General features: G+C 45.5%; 16 protein-coding genes. 10 read left to right on the top strand and 6 right to left on the bottom strand.

Annotated elements, in window-relative coordinates; genetic code table 11:
• The first annotated feature begins 30 nt into the window (after positions 1-30).
• The 3 genes from mmsA to BK126_RS08210 all read left to right on the top strand — a co-directional run bounded on the left by mmsA (position 31) and on the right by BK126_RS08210 (position 3,930).
• Entirely contained in the window at positions 31-1,581 is a 1,551-nt protein-coding gene (gene mmsA / locus BK126_RS08220) for a multiple monosaccharide ABC transporter ATP-binding protein (protein WP_076312083.1), read from the top strand.
• Complete coding sequence (mmsB, locus tag BK126_RS08215; protein ID WP_076312082.1) at positions 1,574-2,737, top strand: multiple monosaccharide ABC transporter permease; 1,164 nt, start codon at positions 1,574-1,576, stop codon at positions 2,735-2,737. The genes mmsA and mmsB overlap by 8 nt, the downstream gene beginning before the upstream one ends.
• Positions 2,738-3,144: 407 nt before the next feature.
• Positions 3,145-3,930 carry a C40 family peptidase gene (locus BK126_RS08210; protein ID WP_076312081.1) on the top strand — a complete coding sequence of 262 codons (786 nt, stop codon included), beginning with the start codon at positions 3,145-3,147 and terminating at the stop codon, positions 3,928-3,930.
• 44 nt (positions 3,931-3,974) lie between these two features.
• Here the strand turns inward: BK126_RS08210 and BK126_RS08205 are convergent, their stop codons facing one another.
• The gene (locus BK126_RS08205) at positions 3,975-4,880 is read right to left on the bottom strand and encodes an ArsR/SmtB family transcription factor (protein WP_083655773.1); all 906 of its coding nucleotides are present in this window, start codon (positions 4,878-4,880) and stop codon (positions 3,975-3,977) included.
• 198 nt (positions 4,881-5,078) lie between these two features.
• Here BK126_RS08205 and arfA point away from each other — a divergent pair, with 198 nt between their 5' ends.
• The 7 genes from arfA (at position 5,079) to BK126_RS08170 (ending at position 13,169) form a co-directional block, all read left to right on the top strand.
• The gene (gene arfA / locus BK126_RS08200) at positions 5,079-6,593 is read left to right on the top strand and encodes an arabinosylfuranosidase ArfA (RefSeq protein ID WP_076312080.1); all 1,515 of its coding nucleotides are present in this window, start codon (positions 5,079-5,081) and stop codon (positions 6,591-6,593) included.
• A gap of 1,181 nt (positions 6,594-7,774) precedes the next feature.
• Entirely contained in the window at positions 7,775-8,023 is a 249-nt protein-coding gene (locus BK126_RS08195) for a hypothetical protein (protein WP_076312079.1), read from the top strand.
• Positions 8,024-8,491: 468 nt separating this feature from the next.
• The gene (locus BK126_RS08190; RefSeq protein ID WP_076312078.1) at positions 8,492-9,049 is read left to right on the top strand and encodes a MarR family winged helix-turn-helix transcriptional regulator; all 558 of its coding nucleotides are present in this window, start codon (positions 8,492-8,494) and stop codon (positions 9,047-9,049) included.
• Positions 9,050-9,120: 71 nt separating this feature from the next.
• The gene (locus BK126_RS08185; RefSeq protein ID WP_076312077.1) at positions 9,121-10,578 is read left to right on the top strand and encodes an aryl-sulfate sulfotransferase; all 1,458 of its coding nucleotides are present in this window, start codon (positions 9,121-9,123) and stop codon (positions 10,576-10,578) included.
• Complete coding sequence (locus tag BK126_RS08180) at positions 10,571-11,578, top strand: ABC transporter substrate-binding protein (RefSeq protein ID WP_083655772.1); 1,008 nt, start codon at positions 10,571-10,573, stop codon at positions 11,576-11,578. The genes BK126_RS08185 and BK126_RS08180 overlap by 8 nt, the downstream gene beginning before the upstream one ends.
• 13 nt (positions 11,579-11,591) lie before the next feature.
• Entirely contained in the window at positions 11,592-12,368 is a 777-nt protein-coding gene (locus tag BK126_RS08175; protein ID WP_047912244.1) for an ABC transporter ATP-binding protein, read from the top strand.
• A gap of 27 nt (positions 12,369-12,395) precedes the next feature.
• Positions 12,396-13,169, top strand: coding sequence for an ABC transporter permease (locus BK126_RS08170; RefSeq protein WP_076312075.1), 774 nt, complete (start codon positions 12,396-12,398; stop codon positions 13,167-13,169).
• Positions 13,170-13,244: 75 nt separating this feature from the next.
• Here BK126_RS08170 and BK126_RS29055 read toward each other — a convergent pair whose 3' ends face one another.
• The 5 genes from BK126_RS29055 to BK126_RS08145 form a co-directional block, all read right to left on the bottom strand.
• A complete protein-coding gene (locus BK126_RS29055; RefSeq protein ID WP_170862328.1) occupies positions 13,245-13,418 on the bottom strand; it encodes a hypothetical protein in 174 nt (57 codons plus the stop codon).
• Between the two features lie 107 nt (positions 13,419-13,525).
• Entirely contained in the window at positions 13,526-14,353 is an 828-nt protein-coding gene (locus BK126_RS08160; RefSeq protein ID WP_076312073.1) for a hypothetical protein, read from the bottom strand.
• A gap of 192 nt (positions 14,354-14,545) precedes the next feature.
• Positions 14,546-15,010: a DUF5381 family protein gene (locus BK126_RS08155; protein WP_076312072.1), complete on the bottom strand. Its 465-nt coding sequence runs from the start codon at positions 15,008-15,010 to the stop codon at positions 14,546-14,548.
• Between the two features lie 123 nt (positions 15,011-15,133).
• Positions 15,134-15,601 (bottom strand): DUF5381 family protein, encoded by a 468-nt coding sequence (locus BK126_RS08150; RefSeq protein ID WP_076312071.1) that lies wholly within the window; start codon positions 15,599-15,601, stop codon positions 15,134-15,136.
• A 15-nt stretch (positions 15,602-15,616) separates the two neighbouring features.
• Positions 15,617-16,684, bottom strand: coding sequence for a WXG100 family type VII secretion target (locus BK126_RS08145; protein WP_076312070.1), 1,068 nt, complete (start codon positions 16,682-16,684; stop codon positions 15,617-15,619).
• Positions 16,685-16,747: the final 63 nt, after the last annotated feature.

Raw genomic sequence — 16,747 nt, 5'->3', positions numbered from 1 at the left:
TGTTAACTTTTGATGCGGGAAGGTGAAATCATGGCTGAATATATACTTGAAATGCGTGGGATTACAAAGGAATTTCCCGGTGTTAAAGCACTGGAGAATGTAAACCTGAAAGTGAAGGCAGGCGAGATTCATTCCTTATGCGGAGAGAATGGTGCGGGCAAATCAACACTCATGAAGGTCCTGAGCGGAGTATATCCTTACGGTTCCTACGAGGGAGATATTTTATTCGAGGATCAGGTATGCGAGTTCAAAACGATCAAGGACAGTGAGGAGAAAGGGATTGTTATCATCCATCAGGAGCTTGCGCTTATCCCGTACTTGTCTATTGCCGAGAATATTTTTCTAGGTAACGAACGGGCAACCAAAGGGGTGATTAATTGGCAGGAGACAATCTCGAAGACCTCAGAGCTGCTGAAGGAAGTGGGGCTGGATGAGAATCCCAACACGCTGGTCACGAATATTGGTGTCGGTAAACAACAGCTTGTCGAGATTGCGAAGGCACTGTCCAAGAAGGTGAAGCTGCTTATTCTGGATGAACCGACAGCAGCGCTGAATGAGACAGACAGTCAAAATCTGCTCAGACTGATGCTGGAGTTCAAGAGGCAGGGGATCGCTTGTATTCTCATTTCACATAAATTGAACGAAGTATCCGAGGTGTCGGACTCCGTAACAATTCTGCGAGATGGCAAGACGATCGAAACACTGGATATGAAATCGAAGGATATGAGCGAGGACCGAATTATCCGCGGCATGGTTGGCCGTGATCTAACGGATCGCTATCCGGAACGCAAGCCAAACATTGGTGAAGTGATGCTTGAGGTCAAGGACTGGACTGTATACCACGAGCATCATGCCGATCGCAAAGTACTGGATGGAGTCAATCTCAATGTACGGCGCGGAGAGATTGTAGGAATTGCTGGTCTCATGGGAGCGGGACGGACGGAGCTCGCGATGAGTATTTTTGGAAAGGCCTACGGACAGAAAATCTCAGGCGAGCTGCGCAAGGAAGGACAGGTCATTCACAATAACACAATCAATCAGGCGATAGATAATGGATTTGCCTATGTAACAGAGGATCGCAAGGACTATGGGCTCGTACTGATCCAGGATATTAAACGGAACATTTCGTTAACCGGGATCAACAAGCTGCAGAAGGCTTCTGTTATTAATGAGAATGAAGAAGTGATCGTTGCAGAGCAAATGCGTAAACGCTTGAAGATCAAAACGAACAGCATCCATCAGGAGGTCCAGAACCTCAGTGGGGGTAATCAGCAGAAGGTTGTGCTGAGCAAATGGATCTATTCCGAGCCGGATATTCTCATACTCGATGAGCCTACAAGAGGAATTGACGTAGGGGCCAAGTTTGAAATTTACTCGATTATTCAGGAGCTGGCAAATGAAGGGAAGGCGATTATCGTTATTTCTTCAGAGCTTCCAGAGATACTCGGCATCTGTGACCGAATCTTCGTTATGAATGCAGGAAGGATCACAGGTGAGGTGGATCGGAGCGAAGCGAATCAAGAGCTGTTGATGAAATACATGACGAAGACGACCAGATCGGGAGGGCATACAAATGGATAACTTAATGCAGCTGCTCAAAAATAATATTCGCCAGTACGGCATGATTATAGCATTGATACTCATTATGATCTTGTTCGGCGCCCTTAGTGGAGGACTGTTATTTGAGCCAATCAATATTACGAACCTCATCTTGCAAAACAGCTATATTCTCGTCCTTGCCATTGGTATGGTGCTGGTTATCATTACAGGTCATATTGACTTGTCCGTAGGCTCCGTAGCTGCCCTTGTAGGTGCATGTGCCGCGATAATGATGGTGGATATGAATCTGCATCCTGTCGTAGCGGTCATTCTGTCGCTTCTGCTCGGAGCCCTAATCGGCGCATGGCAAGGGTTCTGGATTGCATATGTCCGCATACCTGCCTTTATCGTTACTCTTGCCGGGATGCTCTTGTTCCGTGGTCTAACGATGATTGTATTGGAAGGTCAGTCCATCTCTCCTCTCCCGGAAGGATTTCAGAAGATTAGTGCAGGCTTCATTCCGGACTTCGGGAATGCGGGGACGAATCTGGTAGCGATCCTTGCAGGGATTATTGTAACCGTACTCTACATTATTAATGAAGTGAAAGCACGTAAGAATCAGCAGAAGTATAAATTCGAGACCAGTTCTACGCCGCTGTTTATAACGAAAATGGTGCTTATCGCTATCGTCGTTAACGTATTCTTCGTAGCGCTTGCCAGCTATGCAGGGATTCCGAACATCCTGGTGCTGCTTGCCGTGCTTATTATAGGTTATTCCTTTGTTATGAATAAGACCGTTATGGGACGTCACATTTATGCGGTTGGTGGTAATGAGAAGGCTGCAGGCCTGTCCGGAGTAAAAACGAAGAAGGTCACCTTCTGGGTATTTGTTAACATGGGTGTCCTTGCTGCGATCTCTGGTTTGATCTTTACGGCAAGACTGAATGCGGCTATTCCAAGAGCAGGTACAAACTTTGAGCTTGATGCCATCGCGGCTGCGTTTATCGGCGGTGCTTCTGCCTCAGGCGGAATCGGAACCGTATTTGGCGCCATTATTGGTGGTCTGGTGATGGGTGTGCTGAATAACGGGATGTCGCTGATCGGGCTCGGTATCGACTGGCAGCAGGGAATTAAAGGTCTAGTACTGTTGTTAGCTGTAGCGTTTGATATCTACAATAAAAATAAGAGATCTGCATAATTTGTAAACGATTTAAAAGGTTACAAAAAGGTTAATAATTAAAAACAAAATTTATTGACGGATATAATATCCAATGTAGCTACTAGTAAGTTTATCCAATTCATATAACAGCCTTTTTATTTATAGGTCTATATACCTAATAAATTTAAGGCTGTTTTTTCTTGCTTATTTGTAATAATGTGTTGATATATAAGGATATTTTGATTTGTTTTTATCATTATAATGCAGTTTAGAATTAAATCGTATAACGTATTTATATAGTTTTATATGCCTATATTTATAAAGGGGTGATTAGGACTAAAGTCAGATGATTTAGGTTGCTTGCCTGTCCTACAATGGGGACAGTTGATGGCAAGGTGATGTCATGAGGAATTAACAAAACCTAAAACTTCAGGAGGTTCTACAACATGAAGGTTACAAAAAAGATACTAACTGCAACTATAGCATCAGCATTAATGTTCGGCTCAGTGAGCATGCCTGTATTCTCAAGCCAGGCTTATGCAGCTACAACAACTAAGGAAGTACTCTACGGTGTTAACCTGAGAGAGAAAGCAACCACTTCTTCATCCGTCATTCGCATGCTGAAAAAGGGAGAAACCGTATCTGTTCTTGGAACATCTGGATCCAGCTGGCTTAAAGTCAAAGATACAAAAGGAAACACAGGATATATTTCTTCTTCTTCTAAATATACAAAGACAGTAAGCAGCGGCAGTTCTTCTAGCGGCGGCAGCGTCTCTGCGAACAGCACAAGTTCAAAAACTGTGGAGAAAGTGATCGACGCAGGTGAGAAATACCTTGGAACGCCTTATGAGTTCGGTGCACCACGCAGCAGCACCAAGACATTTGACTGTTCTTCTTTTGTAAGACGTGCATTCATGGATGGAGCGGGTATTACGCTTCCAGCGGATTCTCGTCAACAAGGAACATATGTTAAGAACAAAGGGAATGCAAAATCCAGCATTTCTTCTCTGAAACGCGGTGACCTGATGTTCTTCATGTCTTACAAAGGTTCGAGCAAATCCTCGTACTCCGGAATCAATAAGAGTTCAGCAAGAATTACGCATGTCGCGATTTACCTGGGTAATGGCAAAATGCTTCATACGTACTCTACGGAATCCGGCGGTGTTAAAGTCGATACTTACAAAGGCAAGCATTGGGAATACCGCTTCCTGTATGGCGGCAGCGCGCTGTAATATAATATCTAAGACAAGCCTCTTCCTGGCGGAAGAGGCTTTTTTTAGTGGTAAAGTCTCAGAATGATGTTCTGATTATAATTACCGAAGCCTTCACCGTATAATGTTAATCCACCGACATGCTTCGCGTCCTGTTCAACAGCTAGACGGAATGTCCATTGATTACGTTCTATCGGAATATCTTGTATGGTCATCTCCGACATGCGTTGTCCATCAATAAAAGTAGCCTCGTTTGTGATGCGAATGACCTTCAAGAGTCCATATTGATTCACTTCATCATGCCACCATTCCGGTGTGAAGACACCTCTGCCATGTCCCGAGTCTCCGGGGCTTGTCCATTTTCCGAGCGGTATGCCGTTTAAAGTAAAGGAAATGTCAGAAGGCCAATTGGGGTTAACGCCAGGAGCCTCAGAACCGATCTCAAATGAAATTTCAATCTCTGTTATATGCTCGTTTTGCAGCAGGTAATTAGGGATTTTATATTCTACATATCCTCGGCCAAACCATAAGATGTGTGCATTCACACGTTCGGGATCGAGAAAATAACGCGGATCATCATACTGTCCAATGACTTTTTCTGTTGTTGACAATCCACAGGTCGGATACACCTCAAACTCGGTATAATGCCCAATCGGAATAGAGGTTTCCTTATACTTGCGTGCTAGCTGCTGAACCTTATTCGGCATCACAATCTCAATCCAATCGACGGCCAGAGAATTGATCTTATGTGTTCCGCCATCCTTGCGAATCATTTTGGATTCAACAATACCGACATCCTGCAGTTTGCGGACGTGGCTGGTTACAATTGCACTGCTTAAGTCTAGAGAGGCAGCAAGCTCCTTAATATTCATAGGCTGCTCTGCAAGAAGCCGGATGATGGATAGCCGGACACCGCTGGCTAACGCTTCATACAGAGGAAGCCATTTATCCTCAGCATTTGCTCTTATCATAAGTTCTATTCGCTCCTGAATCCGTTGATTAATTCTTAACTCTTATTATAGGATTAACTATTAAATAAATTCAATTATATTTTATAAAATTCAAAATTGTTATTGCATTTAAGTTTTATTTGGATTTTAATAAAAGAGGGAATTATGAGTTACTTAAAGGATTAATAATTAAATTAATTTAAGGAGTTGGCATAATTCATGGCAGATAAGGCAAAGATGATCGTCGACAAAGATTTTCGAATTGCAGAAGTAGATAAACGAATTTATGGCTCATTTATAGAGCATTTAGGGCGTGCGGTATACGGAGGAATTTACGAACCAGGTCATGAGACTGCGGATGAAGCAGGTTTACGTCAGGATGTAATGAGACTTATCCAGGATCTTCAGGTTCCGATTGTCCGTTATCCAGGGGGGAATTTTGTATCCGGTTACAATTGGGAAGACAGTGTAGGTCCGAAGGAAGATCGTAAACGCCGTCTCGAGCTGGCATGGCGTACAGTGGAAACCAATGAGTTTGGCTTCAATGAATTCGTGGATTGGGCGAAGAAGGCTAATACCGAGGTCATGATGGCCGTTAACCTGGGTACACGTGGAGTAGACGCTGCTCGTAATATTGTCGAGTACAGCAATCATCCTTCCGGCTCCTACTACAGTGATCTGCGTATTAAGCATGGTTACAAGGATCCGCACAATGTTAAGACCTGGTGTCTTGGTAATGAGATGGATGGCCCATGGCAGATTGGACATAAAACGGCAGAAGAATATGGTAGAGTCGCGCTTGAGGCGGCCAAGGTCATGAAGTGGGTAGATCCGACCATTGAACTCGTAGCCTGTGGAAGCTCCAGCATCAACATGCCGACTTTCCCCGAATGGGAAGCGACTGTGCTTGATCATACCTATGATCATGTAGAGTACTTATCTTTGCACCAATATTACGGAAATCGTGAACAAGACTCTGCGTTGTTCCTGGCGAGATCCCTTGAAATGGATCGGTTTATCGAGACTGTAACCGCAACCTGTGATTATATCAAAGCGAAGAAGCGCAGCAAGAAGAAGATGCTCCTCTCCTTCGATGAATGGAATGTATGGTTCCACTCCAATGAGAACGACAGCAAGATGGATCCATGGCAAATTGCTCCTCCACAGCTCGAGGACGTCTATAATCATGAGGATGCACTGCTTGTTGGCTGTATGCTGATCAGCTTGCTCAAGCATTCCGACCGTGTGAGAATGGCATGTCTCGCTCAGCTGGTCAATGTCATTGCTCCGATTATGACTGAGAATGGCGGTGCTGCTTGGAAACAAACGATCTATTACCCTTATCTGCACACTTCTGTATACGGTCGTGGTCAAGCCCTTGTGCCGTTGATTCAATCTCCTAAATATGATACGAAGGAAATTACAGACGTTCCTTACCTTGAAGCGATTGCGATCCATAATGAAGAGTCCGAGGAGGTTACCGTCTTTGCTGTAAACCGTCATCTCGATGAGTCTTTGCCTGTGGAAGTGGATCTGCGCAGCTTCGGCCAATGCCAGATCATTGAGCATATTGTACTCGAAAGCGATGATCTGAAAGCAGTGAATACAGCAGGGCAGCCAGATCGCGTAGCTCCTCATAAGAATGGAAATGCAGTCGTCGATCGTACGACGGTAACTGCACAGCTTGCTAAGGCGAGCTGGAATGTCATTCGGTTGAAGGTGAGTGCGAAGTAAGAGTTGAGGTTTTGAAAAAACTGAACATAATTTACTCCAGCTAAGGGCGCTGCGAGGTGAATGTGGGTTCGGATCGTAAGTTGTCTGCTGATTCCCGGATTATACTCCAGGCAAGGAAGGAATCAGCAGCCAAAAAACGAGCGCTGACGCTTCCTCTCTCCACAATCACCTCTCCGCTAATCGCTGGAGGGAAACCTCAAAACATCATCGCATCCCCTTTTGTTGGGAGGCGGGGGTGGGGGCCAGAGCCGCAAGTATGCGAAGCTCTGGCCTTTTTTTTGTTAGTAGGGCTGCGAGGTAAATGTGGGTTCGGATCGTAAGTTGTCTGCTGATTCCCGGAATAGATGCAGGCAAGGAAGGAATCAGCAGACAAAAAACGAGCGCTGACGCTTCCTCTCTCCACAATCACCTCTTCGCTAATCGCTGGAGGGAAACCTCAAAACATCATCGCATCCCCTTTTATGGGGGAGGGGTTGAAGGCCAGAGTCGCAAGTATGCGAAGCTCTGGCCTTGTTTTTGTAAGTAGGGCTGCGAGGTGAATGTGGGTTCGGATCGTAAGTTGTCTGCTGATTCCCGGATTATATCCAGGCAAGGAAGGAATCAGCAGCCAAAAAACGAGCGCTGACGCTTCCTCTCTCCACAATCACCTCTCCGCTAATCGCTGGAGGCAAACCTCAAAGGCACCTTCGCATCCCCTTTTATGGGGGGGCGGGGGTGAGGCCAGAGCCGCAAGTATGCGAAGCTCTGGCCTTGTTTTGTAAGTAGGGCTGCGAGGTGAATGTGGGTTCGGATCGTAAGTTGTCTGCTGATTCCCGGATTATACTCCAGGCAAGGAAGGAATCAGCAGCCAAAAAACGAGCGCTGACGCTTCCTCTCTCCACAATCACCTCTCCGCTAATCGCTGGAGGGAAACCTCAAAACATCATCGCATCCCCTTGTATGGGGGGGCGGGGGTGAGGCCAGAGTCACAAGTATGAGAAGCTCTGGCCTTTTTTTGTAAGTAGTGCTGCGAGGTAAATGTGGGTTCGGATCGTAAGTTGTCTGCTGATTCCCGGAATAGATGCAGGCAAGGCATGTGGCGACAATCCTTTTTCTAAAGTAACGTATATACTAGTTAAGATTGGAGTGAAGTATTATCTTAAAGAAACAGGCTCCAAATAAATTAGTGAGAAGGTATAAACATGAATACATACACTTGTCTTGTTTGTGGATACAACAAACTGGAGGACCCTCCCATATATGAAACTGGAGAGAAGTCATTCATCGTTTGCCCATGCTGTGGATTTGAGTTTGGCTTTCACGATGATGATCAAGGATATACCTACGAGGGTTATCTAAAAGAATGGATTCAAAATGGAGAAAAGTGGGCTTATCTTCCTAAGCCCGATAATTTTGATTTACAAAAGCAGTTAAAAAATATTAAGCAGTAGCTGAAAATAGAAAGAAGCTGCCGTAAGACCGAGCGCACGAAACACTCGGCGGATCCTAGGCCCATTCGTATATTCATTTATGATGTTGATTGCTTCTTTCTCAAATTCAAACGAATTCTACCGCAATTCTGAGTTCAAGGCTTTTTTATATAAAAACATACTTGACAGGTTGGATTAATTGGTTTAATCTTGCAACAAGACATTTACACCACAACTCATTAAATGAGAGGTCATTAAGTAAATGTTCATTAATTAAGCAATCGTTATTTTAATACTGAAGCATTTGGTATGAAGCGAAAGATCAACATTTGATTCATACCATATGCCTAATTAACTGAATACATAACGGTCAGCCGATTGGACCAACCAAAGGCTCCTAACCATCTCTTTCTTCGTGATGCGAATGCATGCGTGAAGAGGTGCTAGGGGCCTTTTTGCATTCCATGGTATGCACCTGAAAGGAGCGATATGCAGGAGAAGGATTGGATTCTGCTGGAAGAAGTCGATTATTTGTTCCGCAAAGTGGTACGAAGATTTGTGAAGGAGAGAGACAAGGTATCGGTGGAAGGCATATCCCTCCCAGGTATTCTTATCCTGAATACGGTCTTGCGTGAAGGTGATCAGCGGCTTGGAGAACTTGCAGAGCAGCTTGATTTTACCTCAGGAGCGGTGACTGCCTTATGTGACAAGCTGGAGGCAAGTGGCTTTGCCATACGCAAGCGGAGTGATACCGACCGGAGATCTGTAGTTCTCGGAATTACTCCATCGGGTAGGGAAATGATCATGCGGAACAAGGATAGCGGCTCCATTATCATTGATGAGATTTTTGGATGCTTTACAAACGAGGAGCTTAAGTCTGCTGTCACTTTTCTGAACCGACTGAATGTACAGGTAGAGGGGTTGTCAGACAATGTGATTAAACGGATAGAAGCGTCCGTGAATCAGACAACCGCTAAATCAGTGAATGAGTCAGAGAGTCAATCAGACAGTGAATTAGACAGACCCAACCGATTTATATCCTACTAAAAATAATAAGAATTGCTGCAATTATATGATCCTTTGCTAGTTAAACCACAAATATGAGGGGAGAAATGAATATGGGACATCCAACGATTTATCCAACAGGGGCAACGGTATATTTGCCAGAGAAGGCATGGGGCGGGTACACGATTTTTCAAGCAGCAGATACGGGAGCAATGCTTATTGATATGAACGGCAGAGAAGTGCGGCTGTGGAAGGGATTAAGAGGATTTCCGAACAAGCTTTTTCCAGGCGGATATGTGCTGGGAAGCACGAAGGAAAGAGATCCAAAATACGGATTTCAGGATGAAGCAAATCTGGTCCAGGTCGACTGGGATGGCAATATTGTCTGGAAGTTTGATCGGCAGGAGTGGATTGAGGATCCAGGTCATGAAGGAGAGTGGATGGCTCGCCAGCATCATGATTACCAGCGCGAAGGGAATCCGGTAGGCTATTATGTCCCTGGTCAGGAGCCGAAGATAGACTCCGGCAATACGATCATTCTCGCTCACAAGAACGTACACCGCCCAGAAATATCTGATAAGGAGCTGCTGGATGACATCATTATTGAAGTGGACTGGGAAGGAAACATCGTATGGGAATGGTCAGTGAGCGACCACTTTGAAGAGCTCGGATTCGATGAGGATGCCAAAAGATCACTTTACCGCGATCCGAACTCCCGAGGCTTTGGTAGTCATGCCGGAGACTGGATGCATATCAATTCAGCATCGGTTCTAGGACCTAATAAGCACTACGATGCGGGCGATGAACGATTCCATCCGGATAATATTATATGGGATGCGCGGGAGACGAATATTATCGCCATTACGGATAAGAAGACAGGCAGCATCGTATGGAAGCTGGGACCTGACTATGGGACAGAGGAGCTTAAGCAGATCGGATGGATCATTGGACAGCACCATGCTCATCTGATACCTCAAGGATTGCCTGGAGAAGGAAATATTCTTGTGTTCGATAACGGGGGCTGGGCCGGCTTCGGAGCTCCGAACCCGGAAGCACCGGACGGCGTAAAGGTAGCACGTCGTGACTACTCCCGAATTCTTGAGATCAACCCGCTTACGCTCGAAATTGAATGGCAGTATACACCGGCAGAGGCAGGATATATTGTACCTCTTGATGCTTACCGGTTCTACAGCCCCTATATCAGCTCCGCCCAGCGCCTTCCGAATGGAAATACGCTTATTACCGAAGGAGCAGATGGCCGAATCTTTGAAGTCACACGAGAGCATGAGATTGTGTGGGAGTACATCTCTCCATACAAAAATAAAATAAATGCCAATATGGTTTATCGCGCTTACCGAGTTCCTTATCACTGGGTTCCCCAGCTCGAACAGCCTGTTGAAGTGGAAATTGCTCCACTGGATGTCGCGGATTTCCGATTGCCTGGTGCAGCTCCAAGAGGAGCGGTCAGTGCCGTTGAAATACTGGGAACGGAATCCTATGGTGAGGGAGCCTTCTGCGTAGCGACTCAGGACGAAGTCACGCAGCGAAAGGACGGGGATCAAAATGAGTAAATCGAGAGCGATCATCCGTTATGTAAGCCTTCTTGCTGCCCTTGTTCTTACGGTCTCACTGCTTAGCGGCTGCGGAACTTCTGCAGAAGGGCAAGGCAGTAAGCTTAAGCTCCGAATTGCAGATATTTCAACAAATCCGATATTTCGTGTGGCCAAGAGCAAGGGGATCTTCGACAAACACGGGATTGACGCAGAGCTTATCACTTTTGCAACACCTGCAGAAGGAATTAACTCGCTCTTCATTAAACAGGTAGATGTTGCTTTTGGAGCGGATTATCCGCTTATTAATGCAGTGAGCAAGGGAGACTACTCCATCTTCGCTTCTTCAGGCAGCGCTACCGATCAAGGCGCCAAGGAGTGGAAGCTCTATGTGCGCAATGAGATCAAGAGTGCGGAGGATTTGAAGGGGAAGAAGCTGAGCTTCTCCAGAGGTACCTTTATTCCTTACTTATGGGATGTGTATCTATCCGAGAATGGAGTGTCCTTATCCGAGGTTGAGCTCATAGGCCAAGGGGCATTTGACGAAGCTTATGTAGCTCTTCAAAAAGGAGAAATTGACGCAACCTGGATATACGGGGCTGTGCTGAATGAGAAATTCAGCGCACTGGAGGAAGCTCATGTATTGACAGATATGTCACAGACGCCTGTGCGGCTGGGTACGGGATTAATTGCATCCAATGAAGTGCTGGAAAATAACAAAGAAGGCATGGTTGCTTTTCTAAAAGCGCTGGACGAAGCTTCTAAATACGCCCAAGCTAATCCCGATGAAACGGCTGATATTCTGTATGAGCAAGTCAAGCAGCCGAGAGAAGCTACGCTGAAGGACCTGCCCAATAATCCATGGAACGTTGGGTTTAGCGAGAAGGCCTATGAAGGACTGGTCGGACAGAAGGAATACATGATAGGTTCGGGTACGATTGAAACGGATTTTGATCTGAAAGAGAAGATAAATCTGGATCTGATTCGCACCGCTTTTCCGGATCGGGTTGAAGTGGAATAAGGAGGGGATACGTATGAGAGCAGCAGCAAGCGCCAATGAGATCTATATCGAGCAGCTTAATAAGAGTTTTACTCAACAGGCTCAAGGGGAGCTCCATTACATCATTCAGGACGTTAATTTGACCGTCAAAGGAGGAGAATTCTTTATCCTGCTTGGTCCAAGCGGCTGCGGTAAATCTACTTTGCTCAGTCTGATCGCAGGATTCGTGTCCAAGACATCAGGGCAGGTCAAGGTTGGGGAGAAAGAGGTTGAACGACCGGGACAGGATCGTGCGGTTGTATTTCAGCAGGCGGACTCTTCCCTGTTCCCCTGGCTTACGGTGAGGGAGAATGTGGAGTTTGGTCTTCGAATGAAGCGGATACCGGCTGCAGCACGCAAGCAAATTTCGGATCAATATATATCCATGGTAGGTCTTGCGGGCCATGAGCACAAGTTCCCCAGGGAGCTGTCAGGCGGCATGAAGCAGAGAGTTCAGCTGGCCAGAGTTCTATCCAATGACCCCGCTATTTTACTGATGGATGAACCCTTTGGTGCGCTGGATGCGATGACGAGACGAACGATGCAGCGAGAGCTCGTGAAGATCTGGCAGGAGACAGACAAGACGGTGATTTTTGTAACACATGATATTCAGGAAGCGCTGCTTCTTGGGCAGCGAATTGGTATTATGTCTGCAGGTCCCTCCTCCAAAATTACGGATGTGTATGATGTCCCTTTTGCCTATCCTAGAGATCTGTCTGCACCTGAGTTTCATGAAGTCTATAACCAAATTCAATCCCATTTTGATGAATAAAGCGGATATCGGAAGGCGGAGATTTTTATGAACAAGTATAAAAAAGCTGCACTGCATATCACCTTCTGGTTCGCACTTATCATCCTGTGGCATCTGCTGTCACTTGTATATGAACCAGAAATTCTACCGGGACCAATCTATACACTGCAAGGCGGTTATGAGCTGTTCATGGATGGTACACTGCTCCAATATATAGGAATCAGCTCGTACCGGGTGCTTCTGGGCTGGACTCTTGGCAGTCTCCTGGCTATACCCGTAGGCATTACCATTGGGAAGGTGAATGCGATCCGGCTATTCGCCGAGCCGTTTCTGAATTTTATCCGGTTCATTCCGCCGATTGCCTTCATTACACTGTTCCTTGTCTGGTTTGGCATCGGGGAGACGTCCAAAATTATGCTCATTCTGTACGCAACCTTTTTTATCGTCACACTGAATACGCTCACGGGTGTTCTGTCTGTGGAAGAGGATAAGATTCGTTCAGCCAGAAGCATGGGGGCGTCAGAGTGGCAAATTGTTCTTCATGTCATTGTTCCAGCGACCGTGCCTTATATGTTCACAGGCATTCGGTTAGCTATGGGGACCTCCTTCATGGCGATTATTGGAGCAGAGATGATTGCTTCCAATGAGGGAGTGGGTTACCTGATCTGGAACTCACGCCTCTTCTTCCGCACCGACTGGATCTTTGTTGGACTCTTGTGCCTGGGGCTCATGGGATTTCTCACGGATCGAATCGTAGGACTGATCGGACGAAAACTTCTGTCCCGTTATGGGGTAGTCAGCTCCAATGCGCTGCGCAGGTAATGTGAAAAAAAGCTTCACGGCATAAGGTGGCCGTGAAGCTTTTATTTTGGTATAGAGAGGTTCAGCTCTGTTGAACTACAGATTTGGATCCTGCTCCAGATTGTTATTTTGGGATGAAGGCTGCTTCTCAAACACATGAGCTGCTTCTTCAGCAGAAAATTCAGTGTCATTCTCCCCAGGTACCGGCAGCTTGTTCAGCTTCGTGGAGTTGACCTCGGCTTTTGTAGCTTGGTTCTTAGACTTGCTCATCAGTAACACACCTCCTCCCATCTTCGCATACTCAAGTATTTTTTCAAGCAAACCTGAATTTTATACCTGTTCATGCAGGATAAGGAGGTGAGCTATACAATTAGGTATTACTGATTGGCAAATTGCTTGATCATGCCCTGAAGCTGATTCCGGAGGCTGTTCTCACCAGTACGTTCAATAGTGATGAGCGTTTCGGCATCTGATTCCTGTGGTGTATCATATACGCTCCAGAAATGATTGTCTGTATGGAGCAGGAGCAAAATACTCTCTGCAGCCGGCAGCTCTTCCTGTGAATAATTCATAATGCTGAGGTTATCCAGGCTTCGTCCGGATGCTTGAAAATCGGTGCACCAGGATACAATCAGATCCTTATCCGCGGCATTGACAGACCATTCGTTGATTAAACGATCGGCATTTTCAAGAGAAGGGTTCTCTGTCAATTGGCTCCACTGTGATTCAGGCAGCTGGAAACGGGAGGAGGTGTCAAGCGGGAGAGTGCGTGCTTGTCCCACGTATAGGCGATATAATTCCTCTTCCCATTCACTCGGCTCTGTCCAAGTAAATAGGTGAATGCGCTGATCAATAGATAAGTGATAGAGGTACGGATCTCCTGATTCGGTTCCTTTATGAATTGTCAGAACTTTCTCCTGGCCGTCCCAATCGGTGTAGCCTCTCAGCATGCTCCGGCTCTTCGCAAAATGAACAAGCATATCCAGAAGCTCAGGGACGAATTCAATTTCATTTTCTTCCATACGTACGATGAGGCCTTTGGATAGAAGACTATGAGATGCTGCTCTCAGCACTAGCTCCCATTCATTTTCTTTAAGTTCACCGTACATCGGTTTCAGCAGGCCGGCTGCGACATCATCTGCGCCCAAGGAAGCCAGTGCAAAACCAAACTCTTCGATGGATAACGTAATTAATGATTTGTCCATAAGATCTCCTTTTGCTAACGATATTTTGGCTGATTAATAGATGATTTTTGCAAGAAAGGCTCTGGATAAGAAAAAAGAGGAGACATATCAAGGTGTGAATAATAGCATTTTTACGATGATAAGTCACTTTAGTCATGATCTGCCTCCATAAAATATAGGACAGTTTTGAATGGGTTCAAACTTTTGGAGTGGTCATGATTTTCTATTTTGATTCCAGGCTGAACGTAGTACCTTAAGTACCTCTGTGTCCTTGTCTTTCAGCAGACTGTAAGTATAAATCCTTTTTTCGGACTGGTCGTTCAGTACAACAAGAAAGTGAGAGGGTACGGGAAGCAGGAATTTATTCATTTTCCCCTCAATGCTCTCAAGCTTCTTGATCTGATGCCAAGGGATGGTCTGATTGTCGTTTAGTACAATACCTTCTTTATTATAGGAAAACAAAATATTACTGCCGACCGTCCTGACAGCGCTCCAATAAAAATGAGGGCCCATAAACCAAAAAGCTAGGAAAGCGCCAGAAGCATAATAAAATCTAAAGATCATACTATGCCTGCCATTAATGACTTCCCAGGTAAGAAATAAACCGACAATAATAAAAACGAAGCAGATAAGAGTATTACGTATTGCGGTTTTGCGTTCAAAGGTAACAGAAGTCATGATAGTATACTGCCTCCAAAAGGAAGTAGCCCAGCTCGGTTACATTCTTTTTTGCAGAGCTATATGCGACATGCCCTTCGGCATAAAACTCGAATGCACTTCCTAAGCAGAGTAGCTTATAGATTAGGTTTTGTTTTTATTTTGATTCCAGGTGGTACGGAGCTCTTTGAGCACAATGCTTTCCCTTGTTCTCAGCAGGTTATGAGTAGTTATTTTGATTTCTCCATGACTTGTAGTAAGCAGGAAGTGAGAAGGGACGGGCAGAATAAATCGACTCATTTTGCCGTCAATATGCTCAATCTTTTTAATATTGCTCCAGGTTATTTTCTTCCCATTGTTCAGCTGAATACCCTCTTCATTATAAGAGAACAGAGTGGTACTTCTACTAATTGAGTTAAGTAGGTTCCAATAAAAAAGAGGTCCCATAAACCAGAAACAAAGAAACGCTCCAGATAAATAATATAACTGAGTCAGAACACCATTGTCTCTATATATGAGGGACCAAACAATATAAATACCGCCGAGTACAAACAGCAACCCTGCAAATGTAAAAAGTATAGCTGTTTTGCGAGGATAGGTTACATAAATCATAGATGCCTCCAAAAATTATTTGAATAGTCCACTAACCCACTTTATACCTTTTTCTGCTATTCTAGCGATATCACCCCCGACTGTTGCCCCAATAGTCCCTCCTGCGTAAGCTCCTACAGCTGCACCCACTGGTCCAAATAAAAGCCCACCCAAGGCTCCTCCAGCAACAGCACCAGCCCCCGCAGCAGCAGATTTTATTACGACATTGGAAGCAGATACGGCGATATCCGTACCGGTAAGGGTTCCCGCTTTAATTTTTGAGACGGTTTTAACTCCTTCATCGAATACATTAAGTCCGACGTTAATCGGAAACAGTCTCTTCCCGATCATCTTGGGAATGGCAGATATTTTCATTCCGTATTGTCCTTTGGGTACACCAGCTACAACATTACGAGTCCACTGAGGGAAACTGTTCGCTTTACTGAAGCCGAGCCCAAGCTTCCCCATTTTCAATGTCCCTGCCAGCTTATCGAAACCTTTAAGTCCCTTCATGACAAGTCCAGGATTGCGGAACTGTTTATCCATTCGACGTGCCATGTTTCTAAGAAAAGTATTCGGACCCTTGCCATTGACCCACTTGGCATTATGGACAACTGCACGGGTAGGATTCTTTGGACTGCGCTTGAATTCAACGGTTTTGGTCAGCACAAGCGTGCTTGCCAAAAGGCTGTACATGCCTGTTCCTGCGAGTGCCAAGTTCCCGCGAATGCCGTTAGCAGTACTCCAAGCATTTTCCCCTTGATTAAATAAGTTCGACAGGGTTTCCTTCGGATTTTGTCCTTGAGAATTACCGTCCGTATGTATTCCGTTGCCTGCCGTCTGATCGGTTTCGGCAAATTTAACAGCAATGGAGCGAAGCTCAGTTCCAATGGAGGCAACAGAAGTGGTGAAGCTCTCCATTTGTCCGCGAGCAACCTGGAATTCTTGAAAGAAACGTTCTTGCGTAATGCCTGCCCATCTGCTCTGCAAAGACAGAATCTGTCCGTTCAGGTTAGAGATCATACTGCTAGTGAGCGTAGAAGCTTGAGCAAATTGCTGTGATATTTCCTGGATTCGTTCAGGAGGGACAACAATTCTAGTCACCTTGTTCACCTCGTTTGTATAGTGGGTTCTTACTTATATAGAAGCTGTGAAGTCATCAACTTG

The sequence above is a fragment of the Paenibacillus sp. FSL H7-0326 genome (genome assembly GCF_001955535.1).
Taxonomy (GTDB): Bacteria; Bacillota; Bacilli; order Paenibacillales; family Paenibacillaceae; genus Paenibacillus; species Paenibacillus shunpengii.
This window is presented reverse-complemented; position numbering and strand designations above follow the sequence as displayed.

What these genes read in the sequence shown, in the direction of transcription:
- mmsA (WP_076312083.1), top strand. Translation starts at nt 31, where the DNA reads ATGGCTGAATATATACTTGAAATGCGTGGGATTACAAAGGAATTTCCC.
- mmsB (WP_076312082.1), top strand. Translation starts at nt 1,574, where the DNA reads ATGGATAACTTAATGCAGCTGCTCAAAAATAATATTCGCCAGTACGGC.
- BK126_RS08210 (WP_076312081.1), top strand. Translation starts at nt 3,145, where the DNA reads ATGAAGGTTACAAAAAAGATACTAACTGCAACTATAGCATCAGCATTA.
- BK126_RS08205 (WP_083655773.1), bottom strand. Translation starts at nt 4,880, where the DNA reads ATGATAAGAGCAAATGCTGAGGATAAATGGCTTCCTCTGTATGAAGCG.
- arfA (WP_076312080.1), top strand. Translation starts at nt 5,079, where the DNA reads ATGGCAGATAAGGCAAAGATGATCGTCGACAAAGATTTTCGAATTGCA.
- BK126_RS08195 (WP_076312079.1), top strand. Translation starts at nt 7,775, where the DNA reads ATGAATACATACACTTGTCTTGTTTGTGGATACAACAAACTGGAGGAC.
- BK126_RS08190 (WP_076312078.1), top strand. Translation starts at nt 8,492, where the DNA reads ATGCAGGAGAAGGATTGGATTCTGCTGGAAGAAGTCGATTATTTGTTC.
- BK126_RS08185 (WP_076312077.1), top strand. Translation starts at nt 9,121, where the DNA reads ATGGGACATCCAACGATTTATCCAACAGGGGCAACGGTATATTTGCCA.
- BK126_RS08180 (WP_083655772.1), top strand. Translation starts at nt 10,571, where the DNA reads ATGAGTAAATCGAGAGCGATCATCCGTTATGTAAGCCTTCTTGCTGCC.
- BK126_RS08175 (WP_047912244.1), top strand. Translation starts at nt 11,592, where the DNA reads ATGAGAGCAGCAGCAAGCGCCAATGAGATCTATATCGAGCAGCTTAAT.
- BK126_RS08170 (WP_076312075.1), top strand. Translation starts at nt 12,396, where the DNA reads ATGAACAAGTATAAAAAAGCTGCACTGCATATCACCTTCTGGTTCGCA.
- BK126_RS29055 (WP_170862328.1), bottom strand. Translation starts at nt 13,418, where the DNA reads ATGAGCAAGTCTAAGAACCAAGCTACAAAAGCCGAGGTCAACTCCACG.
- BK126_RS08160 (WP_076312073.1), bottom strand. Translation starts at nt 14,353, where the DNA reads ATGGACAAATCATTAATTACGTTATCCATCGAAGAGTTTGGTTTTGCA.
- BK126_RS08155 (WP_076312072.1), bottom strand. Translation starts at nt 15,010, where the DNA reads ATGACTTCTGTTACCTTTGAACGCAAAACCGCAATACGTAATACTCTT.
- BK126_RS08150 (WP_076312071.1), bottom strand. Translation starts at nt 15,601, where the DNA reads ATGATTTATGTAACCTATCCTCGCAAAACAGCTATACTTTTTACATTT.